This window comes from Pseudomonas sp. GL_139_B (assembly GCF_057834475.1).
The window spans coordinates 3,195,739-3,214,432 of the sequence record NZ_CM174403.1 but is presented as its reverse complement, the minus strand read 5'-3'; the positions used below and the strand labels follow the sequence as shown (position 1 = coordinate 3,214,432).

18 protein-coding genes are annotated in these 18,694 nt (G+C 55.7%); 6 read left to right on the top strand and 12 right to left on the bottom strand.

Features of this window, described 5'->3' with window-relative positions; all coding sequences use genetic code 11:
* Positions 1–4: 4 nt before the first annotated feature.
* Positions 5–1,504, bottom strand: a complete 1,500-nt coding sequence (locus AC3ISI_RS14670; protein ID WP_489332574.1) for an MltF family protein — start codon at positions 1,502–1,504, stop codon at positions 5–7.
* Between the two features lie 576 nt (positions 1,505–2,080).
* On the opposite strand from AC3ISI_RS14670, the gene AC3ISI_RS14665 reads away from it, so the two are divergent.
* The 3 genes from AC3ISI_RS14665 (at position 2,081) to AC3ISI_RS14655 (ending at position 4,585) form a co-directional block, all read left to right on the top strand.
* Positions 2,081–2,776, top strand: coding sequence for a discoidin/SUN/FTP domain-containing protein (locus AC3ISI_RS14665; protein ID WP_489332573.1), 696 nt, complete (start codon positions 2,081–2,083; stop codon positions 2,774–2,776).
* Between the two features lie 148 nt (positions 2,777–2,924).
* Positions 2,925–3,128: an IS66 family insertion sequence element accessory protein TnpB gene (gene tnpB / locus AC3ISI_RS14660; protein ID WP_489332572.1), complete on the top strand. Its 204-nt coding sequence runs from the start codon at positions 2,925–2,927 to the stop codon at positions 3,126–3,128.
* 476 nt (positions 3,129–3,604) lie between these two features.
* Positions 3,605–4,585, top strand: a complete 981-nt coding sequence (locus AC3ISI_RS14655) for a hypothetical protein (protein WP_489332571.1) — start codon at positions 3,605–3,607, stop codon at positions 4,583–4,585.
* Positions 4,586–4,961: 376 nt separating this feature from the next.
* On the opposite strand, the gene AC3ISI_RS14650 is transcribed toward AC3ISI_RS14655, so the two are convergent.
* Positions 4,962–6,422 carry a DUF1254 domain-containing protein gene (locus AC3ISI_RS14650; protein WP_489332570.1) on the bottom strand — a complete coding sequence of 487 codons (1,461 nt, stop codon included), beginning with the start codon at positions 6,420–6,422 and terminating at the stop codon, positions 4,962–4,964.
* 644 nt (positions 6,423–7,066) lie between these two features.
* On the opposite strand from AC3ISI_RS14650, the gene AC3ISI_RS14645 reads away from it, so the two are divergent.
* Together AC3ISI_RS14645 and AC3ISI_RS14640 are read left to right on the top strand one after the other, a co-directional pair.
* The gene (locus tag AC3ISI_RS14645; RefSeq protein ID WP_489332569.1) at positions 7,067–8,140 is read left to right on the top strand and encodes an NAD(P)-dependent alcohol dehydrogenase; all 1,074 of its coding nucleotides are present in this window, start codon (positions 7,067–7,069) and stop codon (positions 8,138–8,140) included.
* Between the two features lie 415 nt (positions 8,141–8,555).
* Complete coding sequence (locus AC3ISI_RS14640; RefSeq protein ID WP_489332568.1) at positions 8,556–9,176, top strand: glycoside hydrolase family 19 protein; 621 nt, start codon at positions 8,556–8,558, stop codon at positions 9,174–9,176.
* Positions 9,177–9,350: 174 nt separating this feature from the next.
* Here AC3ISI_RS14640 and AC3ISI_RS14635 read toward each other — a convergent pair whose 3' ends face one another.
* From AC3ISI_RS14635 to AC3ISI_RS14610, 6 genes are all read right to left on the bottom strand, one after another.
* Entirely contained in the window at positions 9,351–10,871 is a 1,521-nt protein-coding gene (locus AC3ISI_RS14635; protein ID WP_489332567.1) for a T6SS phospholipase effector Tle1-like catalytic domain-containing protein, read from the bottom strand.
* 442 nt (positions 10,872–11,313) lie between these two features.
* The gene (locus AC3ISI_RS14630) at positions 11,314–11,706 is read right to left on the bottom strand and encodes a hypothetical protein (protein WP_489332566.1); all 393 of its coding nucleotides are present in this window, start codon (positions 11,704–11,706) and stop codon (positions 11,314–11,316) included.
* Positions 11,703–12,065, bottom strand: coding sequence for a P-II family nitrogen regulator (locus AC3ISI_RS14625; RefSeq protein WP_489332565.1), 363 nt, complete (start codon positions 12,063–12,065; stop codon positions 11,703–11,705). The genes AC3ISI_RS14630 and AC3ISI_RS14625 overlap by 4 nt, the downstream gene beginning before the upstream one ends.
* Positions 12,062–13,846 carry a DUF1538 domain-containing protein gene (locus tag AC3ISI_RS14620; RefSeq protein WP_489332564.1) on the bottom strand — a complete coding sequence of 595 codons (1,785 nt, stop codon included), beginning with the start codon at positions 13,844–13,846 and terminating at the stop codon, positions 12,062–12,064. Before AC3ISI_RS14620 ends, AC3ISI_RS14625 begins: the two co-directional genes overlap by 4 nt.
* A gap of 316 nt (positions 13,847–14,162) precedes the next feature.
* Positions 14,163–14,633 (bottom strand): SgcJ/EcaC family oxidoreductase, encoded by a 471-nt coding sequence (locus tag AC3ISI_RS14615; protein ID WP_489332563.1) that lies wholly within the window; start codon positions 14,631–14,633, stop codon positions 14,163–14,165.
* Between the two features lie 191 nt (positions 14,634–14,824).
* Positions 14,825–15,565, bottom strand: a complete 741-nt coding sequence (locus AC3ISI_RS14610) for an NmrA family NAD(P)-binding protein (protein ID WP_489332562.1) — start codon at positions 15,563–15,565, stop codon at positions 14,825–14,827.
* A 50-nt stretch (positions 15,566–15,615) separates the two neighbouring features.
* On the opposite strand from AC3ISI_RS14610, the gene AC3ISI_RS14605 reads away from it, so the two are divergent.
* Positions 15,616–16,320, top strand: coding sequence for a TetR/AcrR family transcriptional regulator (locus tag AC3ISI_RS14605; protein ID WP_489337719.1), 705 nt, complete (start codon positions 15,616–15,618; stop codon positions 16,318–16,320).
* Between the two features lie 5 nt (positions 16,321–16,325).
* On the opposite strand, the gene AC3ISI_RS14600 is transcribed toward AC3ISI_RS14605, so the two are convergent.
* The 4 genes from AC3ISI_RS14600 to AC3ISI_RS14585 form a co-directional block, all read right to left on the bottom strand.
* Positions 16,326–16,610: a hypothetical protein gene (locus AC3ISI_RS14600; protein WP_489332561.1), complete on the bottom strand. Its 285-nt coding sequence runs from the start codon at positions 16,608–16,610 to the stop codon at positions 16,326–16,328.
* Positions 16,611–16,964: 354 nt separating this feature from the next.
* Entirely contained in the window at positions 16,965–17,195 is a 231-nt protein-coding gene (locus AC3ISI_RS14595) for a hypothetical protein (protein ID WP_046038414.1), read from the bottom strand.
* 132 nt (positions 17,196–17,327) lie between these two features.
* On the bottom strand, positions 17,328–17,549 hold the full coding sequence (locus AC3ISI_RS14590; protein WP_489332560.1) for a hypothetical protein: 222 nt from the start codon (positions 17,547–17,549) through the stop codon (positions 17,328–17,330).
* 71 nt (positions 17,550–17,620) lie between these two features.
* Positions 17,621–18,661, bottom strand: coding sequence for a DNA topoisomerase IB (locus AC3ISI_RS14585; protein ID WP_489332559.1), 1,041 nt, complete (start codon positions 18,659–18,661; stop codon positions 17,621–17,623).
* Between the last annotated feature and the right edge of the window lie 33 nt (positions 18,662–18,694).

Genomic DNA, 18,694 nt, shown 5'->3' with positions numbered 1-18,694 from the left:
GCCATTACGGAACGGTTTTGCCAGCGTTTGATACTGATTTTTCTTCTACAAGCTTGTACGCCACGTAGTACTTGTAGATGTTGCCGACGTAATCCACTGTTTCCCGGCCGACCACTTGCGCCGCCGCCTGCTCGACATTGCCGAACCAGATGTTCTTATCCAGCCCGGACTTTTCCGCCAACGCCCGGAATTTGCGCAGGTTGCCCGGCCCGGCGTTATAGGCGGCAAAGGTCATCAGGGTTTTATTCATCTGCGTCAATTGCGGGTCGCTCAAGTACTTGTCCGCGAGCAGTCGCATGTATTTGCTGCCGGCTTCGATGTTTTTATCGGCACTTTTGTCGATACCACCGATTGCTACGGTAGGGTCCAAAGCAGTTTTGGGCAGCAGTTGCATCACCCCGACCGCACCTCTGGGGCTACGGGCCTTCTGATCGAGTTGCGACTCCTGAAAGCCTTGGGCCATGAGCATCAGGTGATCGAACCCGTAGGTGCTGGCGTGATGGCTGAAGATCTCCACCATCTCCTGGAATTTTCTCAACTCGGCTTCGGAGGTGGCGTTGAGCACCCGTTTGCTGCTGTTAGTGACGTATTTGGTCCTCAGGCTGTTGCCGAACGCGGTGCCGACCTTGTGGGTTTTGACGAGCTCTGCCAGCTGGCTTTTCAGCTGCGGACTGTCTTTGCGAATCGCCCAGGCAAACTCGGAGTTGTCATGCAGAACAATCTCTTCGTGAATCTTCATGTCGGTGTACAGCGGCGCCCAGATTTTCGCGATATAGCGATCAACCACGGTGGCCTTGAGCAACCCGGCATTGACCATTTGCAGCAGGTCTTCGGACTCCAGGTTTTCGTCGGCCGCTTTCAGGTCGATGGGGGCCAGGCCTTGCTGTTTGAAGGAGGCATTCAACGCCTGCAAATGCTCGTAGTAGCTGCTGGACGCCCGAACAGTGATTTCCTGACCGGACAGGTCTTCGAGTTTCTCAAGCGGTTTGCTGCCGGGGGCGGTGACCAGAATTTCCGGAATATTCACCGCGAACGGGTCGGCGAAATCCACCTCTTTGAGCCGTTCTTCGGTCACTGTGAGCCCGCCGGCAGCGATATCACCCACGCCTTTCCTCAGCTCAGGCATCAGTTCGTTTCGGGCGGTGGGGATGAACATGACGCGCCATTGCATGGATTTTTTGCCGTAGGGCTGAGTCTTGTTCAACCAGGCTTCGAGCCCCTTGCCCAATTCATAGCTCAAGCCTCGCTGGCGCCCACGATCAAGCTCGAAAAACGTCTTGCTGTAAGGCACCAGCACCCGGATCAGCCGGCGCTCGCGCATACCCTCGAAATCTCCAACCCAGTCAGGCAGAACCGGCAATACCAGTTTTTGCACTTCGGCTTCTTCGGCGGGTGTCAGTTCGACGGCAGGCAGTTCAGGCTGGGTCTGTGCCAGGGCCGTGTTGAGCCAACACAGCGTTAGCAGCAGCGCTAACTTGGGACTGCTACTCCATACTTTGCTCATGTTCGCTTACCGACGGGGCAGGGAGATCGGATTAGAGTTCAGTATGGTCAATGCTTGGCCTTTTACCGTATCAAAGAGCGGTCAATCGAAATGCTTACGTCTGAGCGTTGCAAGCTGGAACAGGGGTGATGAGGTTTGTCGACTCTGCATCGGTGCTCGCGGTTTGATGACGGCACTGTCAGCCAAAAAAGGCTGATTCTGGCCCATCCCTGAGGCTGTAAAAACGGCGTTGACACCTTCCAGGTCGCGACTGATGCGATTCGCGGTTCGCTCAGTCAACGAACGTCGATGATCGAAAACGATGAGGTCATGAGCGTTTATACCCACTCTGGGCCAGAAGCAGCCGGTCGCCGATGCGATGACAAATGTTTAGCTATGCTTGATTTGCAGCTGGAGCTGTTCGAGCAGACTGAAACTTCCGCCATCGTGTGTAACCCCCTACAGGGGCAATGGTAGTGTCACCACGCCAGGCTTGTTTGGCAGGGGAGGACGAGAGAGCGAGTAACATTATCCACCTTGCCAGAGAAGACGCCCCCAATCTGGCCCCGAATCAGAGTTGAGCCAAGGGAGTATTTTATGGCGGACGAACCGAAGTCGAGTAATTGGTGGAAAACTTTGCCGGGTGTACTTACTGCCATAACGGGTTTCATCACGGCCGTCGCGAGCTTACTTGCGGTACTTCACACTATTGGCCTGCTCGATCCCAGCGAGTGGAAGTCTAAAATCATCACTCCTCCTACCATAGCAACGGAAGAAACAGGTGCGAAACCAGATCAGAACGCTACGAAAACGACAGAGCACCAAGTACTGTCATCGTCACAACTAGTGAATCTACTTGCCCCGGATAATGGCGGCCACGCAGTTTTGGTGTCCGGCGACCAATGGCTCGGCACAATCGACGGGAAAGAAGACTTTAATCAAATTGACTACGGGCTCGGGGCACAAAATCAGGCAGTCTTTGCGTTCAAAGATGAAAAAACTGCAACCATAGAAATGTTCAAGGTTTTGATTGGAGGAACAAGTGACAATAACATCAAGGAGTTTGAGTTATTTGCCGGGAGGACATCTCCAACAGGACCATTCGAACTCATCGATAAATTCGAGACCAAAAATTTTAAAATAATTAAGTCCCCCTACCAGGAATTCAGGTTCTCACCCGTTACGGCAAAGTATCTAAAAATTAAATTGCTATCCACTTACGGGGGGAGTGAGCCAAATGTGGATCATCCGAACTTAGAAGAAATTCAGGTGTTTGGCCGTTTGATTGAGTAAAGGTAATTACTTCTCCTGGGCTGGAAAAGGGGACGGCCGGGCAGGGGGGCAGATTTACTTTTCCCGCCTTTAATGTCATGGATTGATTGCTGCCCGCGGTGATGGGCAGAAATCGGCCAGAAGCAGCCGGTGAACGGAGCGATAGCAAATGAGTGACTATGTTTGGTCTACTGCCGGAACTGACGGGCTGGGTATCTGGTTGGCTGCCCGTCGCCTGCATCAGGGGAAATTCTTCTGGTCTGGCCCTCGACACGGGTCGGAAGTTGAGTTGATCACTGAACAACTACAAGCCCTAGTGCTGGGCTTGCCGTGGCAAAGAATCGGGCCAGACGGAGCAATTACGGTATTGTAAATGCCTGCCACGGCCAGCCTGCCAGCACAATTGTCCTATCAGTCTATCGTCGCTTTTTGTGGGCTCTGGCAAAATCGGCGGCATGACTTCTGCCCACGCTTTCGATCATCTCAATGCCGAACAACTGCTGCTAAGCTTATCCACAATTGCTGGGGCAAAAATCAGCAATCCGTCCTTGGTCAATTTTCAATCGGCAGAGTGGGTCAGTTTTCAATCAGCGCCAACAGTGCGGCTGCTTTGAAATCAGCGGTCGTGCCGGTTTGAACAGCAATCCCCAGTCAGGCTGGTTTACCTGAACTAAGAAGCTCCGAGGATGCTCCGCGGAGCTCGGAAGCATTGATGCGCAACCCGCTCGGTATGCGAGCAGTGGTACCGGTGCTGCTCGATGGAGGAGAACCGAAGACACCAATCTGCCGTGTTGTACGGAGATCGTAGCTATTGCACATACATCGGCAGGGAATACTCGGAGCCAGACGATGCCATTGAGAAAAGCAAGTCCCCTCTTATCCGCCTTTTTTGTATTCACGACAACGGGCTGCCAACCCTCCAACGTTCAGACGTTATCAATCACTGGGGATGCCTTAGCACGGTCTCAATCGGCGTGTCAAAAGGAGGATTTCATCTGGAATAACAAGATTGTGCCTTCGTTCTACGGTTCTGAACTCCCAGCGCTGACTGCGCCAAGCATCGGCGATACCTTAACCTTGGCAATGCCGAGTTTTACGGTTAAGTCGCTGACTGCGCAAGGAGATGAGCTGGAGCAAGGGCGGCGCAAATTGGTGCATGCATTTGGTGCAGAGGCGCGCTTCCGGTTTGTGGCTAACCGTGCAGTGGCGAGTCCCTATACTGGCATCTTCCAAAGCGGCAGCGACTGCGTGATTGGTCGTCTTTCGTTGGCGACTAAGCCGACGGATACCCACTCTGTGCCAGCCTTAGCTTTGAAGTTTTTCATTGATGGTAATCACCCGTCAGTCAACTTACAGGTTATGAATTCCATCGATGGCCAAGAGGGATACAACTTCTTCGAGAAGACTTTCAGCAACATCATTCCTCCCGCAGGCTCTTTTGCGACGCGTTTACTCGCCGGTTTCTTTGAACGGGCAGCCATACGTTTTGGGGCTAGAGATTCAGATCCCGGTCACTTGACTGTTGAGCATCTGGCCGATATTAACGTCGATGGCTCTAAAGTGGCTGCGCCAAGGGTGCCTTACCAACTTCTTTTTAAGCCGCGGCCGGCAGCTGCTGCTCGCTTCAACGGGGTGACAATGCAGGATGACTTTCGAATAAAGTTGACTGACTTCCCTGCCGGAGAGGTGCTGTACGACGTTTACGCCTTGGATAAAGGCGAGACGGTCGAGCAGGCTAAACTTTTAGGCCAACTGGTTCTAAATTCCAAGATCGTGACGTCTCGGTATGGCGACGAAAAGCTCTACTTTCAACACAATAAGCAAAGATAATTCCGCCGTTGGCCAACGGCAGCTATGGGTCGGATAGCGACGGTCTGTCGTAGACCGTCGCTGTGGATGTTTAGACTTCTGTCTGCTCTGCCATTTCCAGGGCATCATCGACCTCGATGCCCAAGTACCTGACGGTGCTTTCAAGCTTCGTATGTCCCAGCAAGAGTTGAACTGCTGATTCGGAGCGGGGCTTTCTGCCCGACAAGCTTTCCCTTGTTCCAAGGCTGATGGTGACGTAAAGCAATAGTGTTCATGGCTTGTCCTCCGGGTTGAGGGAGGACAAGGGCGGATCAGTCACAATGCGTAGTGGTCGCTAATCGACCCATAGCGGGCTGTCAAAGTGACCTGCGTATCAGGTCACTATATTGTTGAAGCGTTACTTCGCCTGAACAATACCCGGTGGTGACCAAGTTCCGGAACCCGCTGGAAGAATTGAAGGTGGCTGCGTCTTCGGCCAGTACAGGCGCATCACCAGATAGATTGGGCCGTTGGGAGCTGGCAACCAGTTCGCTTCTTTTGCCTTACCGGGGGAGTCCTTCTGGATATAGAGGGTTAGCGACCCATCGGCATTCTTTTTCATGTTGGGCAACATAGGCGAATTGATGAGATAGCGATTGATAGGATTTTTGATCAAGAGCTGGCTTTTGCCGTCGTACATCGTCACCGACCAGAAAGCATTGACCGGCGGGAGATACCCGGCTGGAAAGGTCAGCGTGTAGTTGTGTTCACTGCCATCGAGCAGCTCACCCTTTGCGTCATTGCTGGCAATGGGATACACCGCTTCGACAGCATCATTGCCGTAGATACCAGCTTTGGCAGCGGTCGCACGCATCAGCCAGTTACCATTGAAGAAGTTTTCGTCGCCAAAAACAGAACCAACCTTCCAGCCATGGATTTGCTTAAGCCCTGACGTGAGAAACATCTCAATTTTCTTCTCACCATCTTTCATACCAAGCAAAACAGCGGCTTTGTGTTCCAGAGAAAGATCCTCGAACTCGAAGGTCTTACCCGGGCCGATACCAATGCTGGCGAGTCTGGTGCGAAGCTCTTTATCCCGTGGGGTTACTGGCACGAATGTCAGCGCGGCGTCCAGATACTCATAGAAGTTGTCCTTGATTCCCAGGGTCGTGGCCGGCAGAAAATCAGTTTTGGGCGCGGCCGGCGGGATTGGGGTGTTGAGGAATGCCGAAAGCGGCTGCACCTTGTACCCCGCCTGAACCTTGACTACGTTCGGCATGTCCGCTGCGTTGAATAGTTGAGTGCGAAAGACCGTCAGGCCGAAGGGAGTGGTCGAGTGGAAGACTTTTTTGATTCCGACAGGTGTTACCCCCTTCCATTCAGGGCCTACGACTAAATAATCGCCAGGCTCCGTCCCAGTGGCGCGACTGCCGATGTAACCGTAGTTGTAAGTGTTGCCATCGATAAACTGAACTGAGTAGTAACGTTTTTTATCGACTGCGGGTACGGAAATGACGATGGGCTCAGCACGCAGATCCAGCCAGAGCATGGAATATGGTGTATCGCTGTTGGGTGTGACAATGGCGGTGTCTTTATAGGTAAAGACACGCGCTTCGTTGAAAAGCTGGTTGAAAGGGCCTTTGTATTGCCCGGAGTTCTTATTCAGAACGAACTCGTTCATCACGGCATAGTTCATCACCAGCGGCAGGCCGTAGATGAATGCTTCTTCAGCAATGGCTTTGGTCTCGGTGATGCTGGGGGCCGCTATGCCCGCTTTTTTGTCGGCCATGCTGGCAGCGTTGATGGGGTCGTTCTTTCCTGCACAGGCGGTCAGTAATGACACTGAAATGACGCCATACAGCGCGCCAACGAAGAGCATGCGTGTCCCTGATTTCATGTGTTTTACTCGGCCAATAAGCCTACGTATCAGAGTGCCAGGCAGGCTCCCTGATTAGATTTGAGAGCGTAGTTGAGATAAATGACTCCCGAGGCGATACGAAGCGTCTGTTTGCAGCAACTGAACGCAACGATGTTGGGGCGCAGTGCTTCATTTTTCAGACACTACCAAGACGAAAAAGAACGTCGCGCATAGGCACGGCTGCTTCCCTATCAAGCCGTCAGCGATTTACTCAACTCTTCAATCAGAGAAATCGCAGCAGCAGTCGAAAGTGCATTCTTTTCCTAAGGATCAGAAGCACATCGACGATACATTCGTGACTGGCTGCTCTTGGCCGATCTCTGCCCGTCCCCATCGTCAGCTTCACGCCCTGAGGAAGTCAGTCAACCAAATTCTAGGTTCTTGAGAAGCGGTGAACCACGCTTCCTCAAGGCATTCAAATAGGCGGTTTCATCGTAGAGCCTCCTGGCTGGAATCCGGGTCAGATTAATCACAACTTCAGACGTACATCGGCCCCTGGACCCATCGGTGAAGTACCCAATACGCAATTAACCTTTGATCCAGCAATCCGGCAGAGTCCGGATTTCGTGCTGAACTCAATCGCATATTGATCAGGAGGGATCACCATGGCCACCATGAAAGCAGCAATATTCGTCGAAAAAAACCGGATCGTGCTCGACGACAAACCCATTCCCGAAGTCGGGCCCCTCGATGCGCTGATTCGCATAACAACCACCACGATCTGTGGTACCGACGTGCATATCCTGCGTGGCGAATACCCTGTAGCCAAAGGCCTGACAGTCGGTCATGAGCCGGTCGGCATCATCGAGCGGCTCGGTTCGCAGGTACTCGGTTTTGTCGAAGGCCAGCGGGTGATCGCGGGCGCGATTACCCCCAGTGGACAGAGTTATGCTTGCCTGTGCGGCTGTGGTTCACAGGATGGCCCGGATACCCGGCATGGCTTTCGGGCCACCGGTGGCTGGAAGTTCGGCAATATCATTGATGGTTGCCAGGCTGAATATGTATTGGTGCCAGATGCGTTGGCCAATCTATGTCCGATACCGGAAGGTCTCAGCGACGAACAGGTGCTGATGTGCCCGGACATCATGTCCACCGGCTTTTCCGGAGCCGAGCGAGGCGGGGTGGAAATCGGCGATACCGTCGCGGTGTTCGCCCTGGGGCCAATTGGGCTCTGCGCGGTGGCCGGTGCACGGCTTAAAGGCGCGACCACGATTATCGGTGTCGATGCGGTCGCCGAACGTATGAGCGTCGCTAAAAAACTGGGGGCCACGCATGTCGTCAACTTCAAGGACGGTGATGTGGTTGAACAAATCATGGCCCTGACGGATGGGCGTGGAGTCGATGTGTCCATTGAAGCATTGGGTACTCAGGGGACCTTTGAGTCGGCGTTGCGGGTTCTGCGTCCGGGAGGTCGGCTTTCCAGCCTCGGGGTTTACTCCAGTGACCTGAGAATCCCACTTGACGCTTTCGCCGCTGGTCTAGGGGATTACAGCATCATCACCACCCTGTGTCCCGGTGGCAAGGAACGCATGCGACGGTTGATGAGGGTGGTGGAAAGTGGCGGGGTGGACTTATCGCCGCTCGTGACTCATCGCTACAGGCTCGATGACATTGAAGCGGCGTATGACCTGTTTGCGCACCAACGCGATGGGGTGATGAAGGTTGCAATTACCCCGTGAGGATCTATGGGATGCAGGTGGTTTTTACGAGCGTTAGGGATTTCATTCCAGCGCTTAATTGGCACTCGTCCGGCCAAGCCATGTTGCGTAATTGCATGGACTTGACCACCCATTTGCATTGCCTCTGAGCAGTCAATTGCATCCGTGCTGACCCATCGTTTGCATTTGACTTGGCCAGCACACGCCGTACTGACGACCGGCAGAGAACGGCCATAAGCAGACCATGGATACGTTGCTACACTCTCTGATGTAGCCAAAAGCCATGTCATCTGGACATGAGGATGCACGGCCTTTGAGTATGACCCGCGTTTTGAGGTAGTAGACAAGCCGCGCGTGGGGTGCCCAAGACCTTGCCTCAGTCAGATTCACTCGTGCATGACCTGGGTGGGGTAGTAATGCTTTTTTGGGAATCCCGATGAGTATCAACAGAGGTTTTTTCTTCGAGCATATCCGTGAATCCCTATTCAAGGGTTCGCTCCTTCAGAGCCAACTCGATGGGATGACCGCTATCCTTGACAAATGGGAAGCGGAGTCATCGAAAGACGATGATAGATGGCTGGCCTATATGCTTGGTACTACGCACCACGAGACTGGCCGAACCATGCAGCCGGTGCGTGAGACATTCGCGGCAACGGACGACGACGTAATAAAGCGACTTGAAAAAGCTTGGGCTGCCAGCAAACTGCCGTGGGTCAAAACACCCTACTGGCGCCGCGATGCCGACGGCAAGTCATGGTTTGGTCGAGGGTTCGTTCAGCTAACGCACAAGACCAACTACGAAAAGCTTGGTACGGCCATCAATGTCGATCTCATCACCGATCCAGACCGAGCGATGGATCTCGATACGGCTTTGAAAGTGCTGTCCATTGGGATGCGAAACGGGCTCTTCACTTCCGCCAAACTATCTGACTTCTTTAACGTGTCCAATGAGAACTGGGTGCAGGCGCGCAAGATCATCAACGGCCTGGAAAGTGCCGATCTCGTGGCCAGTTACGCGAAGACCTACTACGCCGCTATTAGCTATACGGTCGGCTGATCCTAGCGGCTTCAGCCAGCCCGGCCGCCGCTTCGCGTAGAGCGGCTTACGGCGTGCTTGTTGGTTGAGGGATGAAGTTGAGGAGCGAAGACAGCTCGGAGCCCATTTTCTGTTCAGCAGGTTTATCCACCCTGGAGACTACTTCCTCGCAATGAGCCGGTGATCAGCAATGGATTACTGAATCGTCAACGCCACATGCCCCTTGTTATTCCCATAGCAATTCCACGCGTCGTTGGCATAGGCATAGAAATACCCCGAGCGCTTCGGCGTATACGTGCAGCCGTGGCCGATGAGGAAGGTTTCCGGTTTCAGCAGGATGCCTTTGGCGTCGACACCATCGCTGTTGGCAATTGCGCCGACGAGACTGAACCAAGGGTAATTCTCGTGGCGGCGGGTGAAGTAAAAGTTTGCGCTGTTGTTGTTAAACAGCTTGCCGTACCAGGTTTCCAGTTTGCCCAGCGCAGCGCCCGCCAGGTAAGCCAGTTCGCTGGGTTGAAAATGGTTATTCAATGGCCCTGCCGGGTCGCAAACGATCGAGGCGTCCAGCCACTCACCGCTGGCGCTGAAGGTGTAAGTGGTGCCCGCGTTGAGCCATAGGCCGGTTTCGTTCCACGGCAGGCGCGCGGAGATGTCGAGCACCAGCGGGGTCGGTGGTGCCAGCAAGCGCGCTTTGCGGTAGGGCGATTGGGTAATGGGCGGAGTTTTCTGCCTTGCCAGTGCTGAACTGTGGAATAGCGCCGGTTGTGTGGTCATGTCGGCCACGCTGCGCGGCTGAGTCGCCAGCACGTTGAATACGCCATTACAGGAGTCGTGCATGGTGTCGTAGAGGTCCGGTTTGATCTGCCCGACAATATTCGGGTCGAAATTCAGACCGGCCGCGCCCGCTTCATCAAGCATCCACTTCAGCGCGCCGTTGGCCAGGCCGCAGTTCTGGTAGCCACCGCCGACGTCAGAATGCACACCGGGGAACCAGATTTGTTTGAGTTCGGTGCCCTTCGGCGGCTTGCTCCACAGCGTCGGCTGGAACGAGGCACGGCGTTCGTCCATCGCCAGCGCGTGGCAGGCGTACTTTACCGAGGGGTGCAGCGTGGTGTCGTGGAAGGTGTAGCGTTCGCGATTGTCGAGCAGATTGAGCAGTGCCATGTCGTCGGGGATGCCCAGTGCACCGACTGTGTCCCATACCCCAATGAAATGAATTGGGATCGATGCATTTTCCGTGTTGTGGAACTGCCAGCCTTGAGCGGCCCAGTCTTTGCGCTCCTCGGTTTTACGCCGGTAGCCGCGGATGAGCAGGGTCTGGATGCGCGCCCAGACCTCGGCCGGTGGTAACCCGGCGATCTGCAACAGCCCGCAGCGGCCAATGAACCCGGCGAGGCTGCGCACCGTGTAGGCGCCGCGGCTGAAGCCGAACAGGAAGATGGCATCGCCAGGCTGATAGCAGTAACAGAGCTTCTGGTAGGCGCTCATGATGTTTTCGTCAAGGCCGGCACCGGTGCCACCGCCGACGGCTTTATCCCACCAACTGCCATCGGTGCCGACACCGGGGTGATAGTAGGTAGTTTGCACTGCGCCCTGAGCGTCGAAATCGGCTACAGCGTTGTACAGCCGCACCACGTTGGTGGGGGCGGGAACGCCCTGATCCAGTTGGTCGGGGGTGTTCCAGGTGCCGTCGCAGCAAATCACCAAATTAGGCATGGCAAATCCTTTTTCCCGGTAAGCAAGAGCCGGTTCAAGAAGCCCGACGGCGAGTTTGGCTACATGCTGCGAGTAGTGCCAGGCGCGTCGGTCGGAAAGGGCGCGCTGACCACGGAAACCCATCAGTAATCAAGATTCAAGAATAGCCCCGCGGGGGCGTCAAGCGGCGCCAGCCAAAAATATTAGCGCTCGCCAGCAGCGCTCTGCAGCGCGGCTGAGGCATGTATCCCCCAGGGGGGCTTAAGGCCGGCTCGATGCAAACCTAGAGTAGGTCGTTGCCGACATGGCTACCGCCGCCAGTCATGAGCCGTTGCTTGGCAAGTACCAAAAAGCTGAAGGTAAGCGTCATTGTCCGCGAGAGACCGCTTTTGGCTGTGGATTCAACCGGTCGATGCAACAGATTGGCTAAATCTTTCCGCGGGCGTTTTGTAATTTAGTGTTTTCAAAATCCCTCTGCCTTCGCGCCGGGCTCCTGCGTTACGCCCTCAGGCATCGCCAGTGGGGTCGCGAAACTTAATGCAGCCATGTACACCAAACCTCTGCCAGGCGCGGTCAGCTCGGCGTGTGCACAAATAAAGTCGAACACCGCCTCGGCCTCGGGTTCATCCACCACCACGTTGACCACCCGGGTGAGAACCGCCTCTGGCACTTCGTTGCGGGGGGATTTGGCGGCCTGTAGTACGGCCACGCCGCGGCAGCTAACGCTGTCCGCGCGCGTAATGCCATGCGTCTCTCGCAACAGCATCAGTAGCTTGCGCTCCGTGCCATCGTCGGGCAACACACAGGTAATGAGTTTTGCCGCGCCGCCCGGTATACCCGCAACCGCGACGCTCACAAGGCACTTCCTTGTTCCAGCATTTCGCGCGGGATGTAGGTCGCCACTTTTTCCACCGCTGTCGCATAGATCATGCCGGCTCCGGGAACATCCAGATTGGCCGCGTGATAAATAGCCTCGATTACCGCGTCCTGGTAGTCGGCAGCTACAAACAGGCTGACCACTTCTTTCTCCGCATCGATGGCGATACTAAGCAGGCCAAGCCGCTCACGGGGGCCAAGTCCGTTAGCGTGGTAGACAATGGCGCCTGGCGCACCCATGCCCTGGGCCGCACGGATCACCAGATCTGCGCGCCCGACGGGGACAATGCAGGTGATCAGTGCAACGTCAGTAAGGTAGGTAATTCCTTCAGCTTTCATCCTGCTTCTCCCGTGCCCAATAATTGATTCGCAGGCTGTTTCGTGGCGGCCTTCGTCTGTCTCCACAATTGGAAGCGCGCCCACTGTCCGAGGAGCATGACGCTGATGACCGGGCCGACGGATGCCATACAAAGAATTCCGAAACCCTCGACTGCGTTGGTGGCATTGCCCAGTCCCAGCCCCATGGCCAGAACGAGCGGGACGGTTATTGGGCCCGTGGTGACGCCCGCGCTATCCCAGGCCACATTGACAAACTCTTCGGTCGAAAAAATCGTGAGTACCACCGCGAACAGGTAGGGCGGCACCACCAGCCAGACCAGTGGCAGGCCGAACACCAACTTGGCTACACCCACGGCAATACCGCAGGCGACACCTATCGATACTGCGCGTATAAGGCTGCGTTTGCGGATAAAGCCGTTGGTAAGAGTCTCCGCGGTGACGCCGAGTGCATTCAGGGCAGGTTCGGCGACGGTAGCCCCGTACCCGAGCACCCAGGCGAATGCCAAGGCCAGCACCAACCCCACCTCATACCTATAGAGCGGGGAATCGTCCGAGCCGGGAGTCTGCATGAAGGCTGCTGGAATCAGCGAGCCCGCACTTCCTCCCAGCTTGGACAGACCGTAGGTCAGACCGAGATTGAACACGCACATGCCCACCACGGTGAGGGTGATACCAAGGAAGATCTCGCGGCGCCGCGGCAGGCTTTGGCGCAGCAGCAGTTTCAGCACGATCAGAAGAAATATCACCAATGGCACGATGGCCCGTACCCCCGAAACAATCTCCAGTCCGGGGCTGACCGTGTGCCAGTCTGCGGTCTGTTGACCGGCGTTGATAGCGGCCTGCGCCGCGGCGATGATTTCTGCCGGCGAAGAGATAGCCGCCACATACAGGCCCAGCAGCATCACTCCGATGACGGGAAACAGCGAGGCCAAGGTGACAATACCGAACCCGGACAGTCCGGAACCACCCTTGCCGGCAGCCGCCGCGATGCCGATGCCCAACGCCAGCACCAGCGGAACAGTGACCGGCCCGGTGGTGACCGCGCCAGCATCCCAGGCCAGGCCGATAATCTTTGCAAGCTCAGGATCGCTGCTCATATACACCGTCAGCAGCAGAACGGGCGCCAGCGATAAATAGATCAGCGGCTTCAGGCTCCAGCCGTAGAGGAAACGGAGCGTACCGGTTACAGCGGCCAGACCGACGCTGGCCCCCACAACCAGAACCAGTTCGCTGGTCCACTGGTTGAGTATCGCCCAGAGGTAGGGCGCGTGCTGCGCAGAAACGTTCTGTCCAGCGGCACGTAACGCGCCGATGGCGGGTTCAGCGAAAGTCACCCCGATGCCCAGCAGCAGGGTAACCAGCAACACCACCGGCAGGGATAACTTGCGCGGAAGGTTGCTGCCGATTACTTCGCCGAATGGCATCAGGCCGAGTTTCAGCCCTTCCATGAACAGCATCAGTCCGACGATGACGGCGAACAGGCCTCCCGTGACCAGTAGCGAGTCCTCAACCAGCTGGCGCAGGATGATGATCTGAAACAGCACCAGGTACACGGCCAGTGGCACCACGGCGCGAAGCTGCTCCATCAGCCGGACATTGAGATAGGGCTTGAGGATGGCGGCGATCTCGCCTCCACGCAATTTTGCAGCTTTGTGGGGCGCGGCCTGCCATCGGCCATCGGCATCGCGAACTGGCGCCGAGACTAGTTGACGCATGGGGATTTCGCGGCGACCGGCTCCGATCATATGCAAGTAGTCGGCGTAACGAATGGGGTCTTTCATAGGGTCATCTGTTGAGGTTGATCTACGGGCGTACGACCAACAGGCGGTCTCGTATTGTCACGAGCTTGGCTGAAATTCTGTTTTCTTTTCCTGCTACGCAGAATTTTGCCTGACCTCGGCAGGCAAGGTGTTGACTTGAGTCATGATGTTGAATGATTAATCACGCCTGCTTTCGTAGGCATCTGAGGGGGGGGCTTTTGTCTTTTTCCTAACTATCGGGAAGGGCTGAGACCGGCCGATTGTTGCTTCGGGTCCGGGGCAGCCAGTCTTGATTGATCGCAACCAACCCGCTGTCGCTATCAGAGTGATCGCCGCCTCAATTCTTCTCAGGCATTGCAGAGGAGTGATGACTCGTAATCAACCACTGCTTTCCGTCCCACTTGTAGGTGTATGTGAAGCGAGCTTTGACTTGAGTACCTGTAGTTCTAAAGGTGAACGTATAGAGCCCAACGTCAACCGCAGAGTTGCAATCAATAAATATTGTCCTTGAGTCGATCCTGCCTTCGGGCTTGTTCTCCAGGAAGTGATGGAAGTAGTCCTCCTTCTCGGCCGCCGTTAGTCTCGGTTTGTTCGACACGGTAGGAAGAAGGACCGAACGCTCGGCATAGTTGGCGACAACCTGGTGTGGGTCTCCGGTTTGCAGCGAGCGATTCCATCGGTCAAACAAAGCCGAGATTTCTTGCTCATTGGTTGCCTTGCAAGTTTCCGTGTGCGTTCCCGATGGGGCTGAGGCACAACCTGCAAGAACGACAGCAAGGGCAGTTGACAGGACAGTTAGATTTCTCATCGACGATTCTCCCGGCGGTGGTCGAAAGCGGTGATGGCATGACATTCCTTGTCATTTTGAAAACCATTGATTTGCCTGAGTGTGATCACCGCGAGTACGACGTTGGGCGAGGAGACGCACGCAAAGAATGGCAAAATCGAGCGTCTCGATGAGTATAGGTGGAAAATAAGACTACGCTGCTGAGCCGGTATCTACGCAGGCGTCCAAATACCCGTTTTTGCGGTCCGCCGAGCATAGTCAGTAAAGTCTCGAGCCGGTCGGCCCAGTGCTCGTTGTACTCCATCGGCGCCCGGTGTATTTCGGCCGTCGAGCACGGTGGTGAAAAGATAGTTCACCAGCTCAATCAATTCGGCAGGCAATTGTTCCTGCTCCAGCGCCTCCTGATAGGCCTTCGGCGGGACGGCGAGGAAACGGATATCGCGCCGGGTCTCTCGCGCAATTACAGCAACAGCGTCAGCAAACGTTAGCGCCCGTGGCCCCGTCAGTTCATACAGTTGCCCTGAGTGTCCGGGTTGGGTCAGCGCCTGGACTGCAATCTCGGCAATGTCTTCCACATCGACAAAGGGCTCCGCGATATTGTCGACGGGAAGCGCCAGTTCGCCCTGAAGAATTGGCTCTAGAAAATGCGCCTCACTGAAGTTCTGGAAGAACCAGCTGCAACGAAGAATGGTCCAGTCGATGCCGCTGTGCTGAATAACGCGTTCGGCGTGTTCTGCTTCGGCCTCTCCGCGTCCGGACAGCAGCACCAGTTTGCCGACGCCACTTTTGACGGCCAGGTCGGTAAATGCCTGAACCGTTTCGACGGCATCTGGAACGGCGAGGTCCGGTTGGTAGGAAATGTAAACAGCGCGAACTCCATCTAGCGCTGCATCCCAAGTGGACCGATCCTCCCAATCGAAGGGCGGATTTGCCTGGCGAGATCCGAGGCGCACAGGTAGTTCCGCAGCTTTTAGACGTTGAGTAATCCTGCTCCCTGTTTTACCTGAAGAAAGCCACCACCGGACGCGAAGAGCCCTTTTCTGAGCCGACCCGACGTAACCCCACGCAACAACGCAGTCGCGAGCGACAAGAGCGAATACTGACGGTGGCCACGCAGCTAATCGCGACCAAGGGCAGCGATTCGCTAAAGATGAGTGAAATTGCCGAACGCTCGCAGATTTCGATTGGATCGCTGTATCAGTACTTTCCGGACAAGAGCTCTGTGATTCGTATGCTGGCCGAGCGCTATAACGCCGAGAGTCGCCGGTGTATTGAAGCGGCACTGGTGGCGGTCCAGGACGCACAAGGCTTGCGTGAGGCGTATTCGGACTTGCTTGAGCAGTATTACCACATCGTTCAGGCAGAGCCGGTGATGCGTGATATCTGGTCGGGGATGCAGGCCGACAAGCAATTACTGGCGTTGGAGTTGCAAGAGAGTCGCGTCGCGGGCAAGTTGCTGGCCGATGCGATGCTTCGGGTGTTTCCAGGCTGTGATACACAGCAAGTCGCAGATACCGCTTTTCTGATCTGGCAAATGGGTGAGGCGACTGTGCGATTGGCCTTTACCTGTACACCTGATGAGGGGCGGCGATTGGTTGAAGCGTTCAAACGCATGTCGCTCGCAGAAATCATGCGGCCCGCGAGCCCGCATTTACCCGAGTCTTTGAAAGGCACCGGGCCGAACGAAGTCGACCCAGTTATCGAGTGAGCCTCCTAAACAAAAGGCTGGCCGGTAAAACCACGAGGCAGTCTTTGCAGCCCGGCCATGGCAGTAAGCCGCTCGGTCCAGGCTGAGCGCCAGTCAGTGGCGGTGTGAGTGGCTTTGGCCTTGCGTGCAGCACGGCGTGCCGCATTGCGCTGGTCCTTACGGGCTTCCTTGTACGCATCGGTGTTTCGGCAACTTCTGCATTTCACACGGTTCAGTTCTTGGGTGGATGTGAGGTTGCTGCCTTTGTGACCGCAGGCCAAGTGCCCGCTGACTTTGAAGTGGGTGACCATGGAACGCCTCCTTCGCGACGTGTAATCGGTTGACACCCCGCAAACGCAAGCGTTCGCTGGCTTCCTCGCGAACAGCTCGGTTTCGACAATACATCGGCGTAGTCCGATAGATGTTCAGAGGCAAAAAAAAGGCCTGCATGCGGGCAGACCAAGATAATTCTTCAAAGGAGTGATTCACTGTAGGGCTTGAGTTGTCAATGCGACGTGAAAGATGTGTCGAAAAAAAAGCCCGGCGACAGGCCGGGTTGAGGGTGCAACAGCAGATGGACAGACATGCGCAACCCCGGTGACGATGAGGTCACCGTTCACGGGGCGTGAAACAGCCCTGTTCTTGCGTCGCGTGTCCGGATTGAATCATCTGAACCGTGGGAGGGGCCGGTCGACAGGTTGTAAAGACGACAGCGTGTTTCGAATCAGGGGCGTGTCCTTTTCGATGTCGTTCAGCCGATCACGAATTCTCAGGGCTGTCGGGTGCCCTCCTTGATGATCGACCCAGTCGGCAATTTCCTTGCACGCGGCGGCAAGTCGAGCCTGCCGGGAGTCGAGCAGGGTGAGGAGGGTGGTGATGGACTCTTTTTCGGACATGGCAAACACCTCCATAGAAGAAACCTGGCAAATGGCAACAAAAAGCCCGCGTGTGGCGAGCTTTCTGCTGTTGGGGTTGCTGTTCCTTCAGTTGTTTTCAGTATAGACCCGTGGCTGTCAGGTGAATATTTATCAACTTTGCCGGGCCATCACTTGCGACGTTGAATTCAGCCGTTGGCATTCGTGTGTGGCATCTGTTTCAGCATCAAACCCGTCCCCGATAAACCCCTGCGTGCGAGTATCGGCAATGCGATACCAGACTGCAGCGTCGGGTGATGGGTGAGCGGTTTCTCCGGCTCGGCGGCCATGAATGATGATCCTGTTGCATCGCTTCACAACGAATATGTCTTCCATGGCGTCACCGCAGCTGATCCTATTCAGATCAACTATAGAAGTTGTTTGTAATCGTGCAAAAAATAGGCAGGTCAGTTCGTCGCCTCAGTACTGGCGAGCATTCGCTCAAGGAACATCGCCAGCCCGACTTCCTCTGACTTTAGTCCTTTGCGCACTCTTGGCCGGGGCAGTTCAGCCAGCCCACCGAGCATAAAAGCGTCGAGCACCGCCGGGTGGATGTAGCATTTTCGGCACACCGCCGGCGTATTGCCCAATTGTCTGGCGACGTTCTTCACCATCTCTACGACCTGCCGCTTCGCATCCGGCTCAGGTTCCCACTGCACATCGCGCAGCACGGACAACGCCAGAACACTGCCCGCCCAGGTGCGGTAATCCTTTGCCGTGAAATTGGCGCCGGTGAGGGTTTGCAGGTAGGCATTGACGTCGGCGGAACTGACGGTATGTCGCTCGCCGTTTTCATCCAGATACTGAAACAGGTTTTGTCCGGGGATTTCCTGGCAGCGCTTGATGATCCGGGCCAGGCGCCGGTCTTTCACGGTGATCTGGTGCTCGACGCCACTCTTGCCGCGGAACTGGAAGCGGATCGCACTGCCGTTGACTTCAACGTGGCGGCTGCGCAGGGTGGTCAATCCGTAGGACCGATTATCCCGGGCGTATTGAGTGTTTCCGACCCGGATCAGTGTCGCATCGAGCAAGGTAATGACGGTGGCCATGACTTTGTCTCGACTGAAACCAGGCGCGGACAGCAGTGTTTCAAGCTGTTTGCGCAGTTTCGGCAGTGCCAGGCCGAAATCCCGCAGGCGCGAATATTTGTCGGCATCACGCACCTCGCGCCAGCGCGGGTGGTAGCGGTATTGCTTGCGACCGCGAGCGTCGAGGCCGGTGGCTTGCAGATGACCGCACGGATCGGAGCAAATCCAAACATTCGTATAGGCCGGTGGCACGGCGAGGGCGTTGAGGCGTTTGATTTCGTCCGGGTCGGTAATGCGCTGGCCTTCAGGATCGAAGTAACAAAATTTTCCACGCAGCAGTTTGCGCGTGATTCCGGGCTGCGTGTCATCGACATAGTGCAGGTCGGGTGGCAATACCTCGGGCAGAGCAATATCGGACATGGCGAGTCAACCTCGTCAACAAATCAGGGGCCA

Excerpts from the sequence above, each read along its gene's own strand:
- AC3ISI_RS14670 (WP_489332574.1), bottom strand. The coding sequence starts at position 1,504 with ATGAGCAAAGTATGGAGTAGCAGTCCCAAGTTAGCGCTGCTGCTAACG.
- AC3ISI_RS14665 (WP_489332573.1), top strand. The coding sequence starts at position 2,081 with ATGGCGGACGAACCGAAGTCGAGTAATTGGTGGAAAACTTTGCCGGGT.
- tnpB (WP_489332572.1), top strand. The coding sequence starts at position 2,925 with ATGAGTGACTATGTTTGGTCTACTGCCGGAACTGACGGGCTGGGTATC.
- AC3ISI_RS14655 (WP_489332571.1), top strand. The coding sequence starts at position 3,605 with ATGCCATTGAGAAAAGCAAGTCCCCTCTTATCCGCCTTTTTTGTATTC.
- AC3ISI_RS14650 (WP_489332570.1), bottom strand. The coding sequence starts at position 6,422 with ATGCTCTTCGTTGGCGCGCTGTATGGCGTCATTTCAGTGTCATTACTG.
- AC3ISI_RS14645 (WP_489332569.1), top strand. The coding sequence starts at position 7,067 with ATGGCCACCATGAAAGCAGCAATATTCGTCGAAAAAAACCGGATCGTG.
- AC3ISI_RS14640 (WP_489332568.1), top strand. The coding sequence starts at position 8,556 with ATGAGTATCAACAGAGGTTTTTTCTTCGAGCATATCCGTGAATCCCTA.
- AC3ISI_RS14635 (WP_489332567.1), bottom strand. The coding sequence starts at position 10,871 with ATGCCTAATTTGGTGATTTGCTGCGACGGCACCTGGAACACCCCCGAC.
- AC3ISI_RS14625 (WP_489332565.1), bottom strand. The coding sequence starts at position 12,065 with ATGAAAGCTGAAGGAATTACCTACCTTACTGACGTTGCACTGATCACC.
- AC3ISI_RS14620 (WP_489332564.1), bottom strand. The coding sequence starts at position 13,846 with ATGAAAGACCCCATTCGTTACGCCGACTACTTGCATATGATCGGAGCC.
- AC3ISI_RS14615 (WP_489332563.1), bottom strand. The coding sequence starts at position 14,633 with ATGAGAAATCTAACTGTCCTGTCAACTGCCCTTGCTGTCGTTCTTGCA.
- AC3ISI_RS14600 (WP_489332561.1), bottom strand. The coding sequence starts at position 16,610 with ATGGTCACCCACTTCAAAGTCAGCGGGCACTTGGCCTGCGGTCACAAA.
- AC3ISI_RS14595 (WP_046038414.1), bottom strand. The coding sequence starts at position 17,195 with ATGTCCGAAAAAGAGTCCATCACCACCCTCCTCACCCTGCTCGACTCC.
- AC3ISI_RS14590 (WP_489332560.1), bottom strand. The coding sequence starts at position 17,549 with ATGGAAGACATATTCGTTGTGAAGCGATGCAACAGGATCATCATTCAT.
- AC3ISI_RS14585 (WP_489332559.1), bottom strand. The coding sequence starts at position 18,661 with ATGTCCGATATTGCTCTGCCCGAGGTATTGCCACCCGACCTGCACTAT.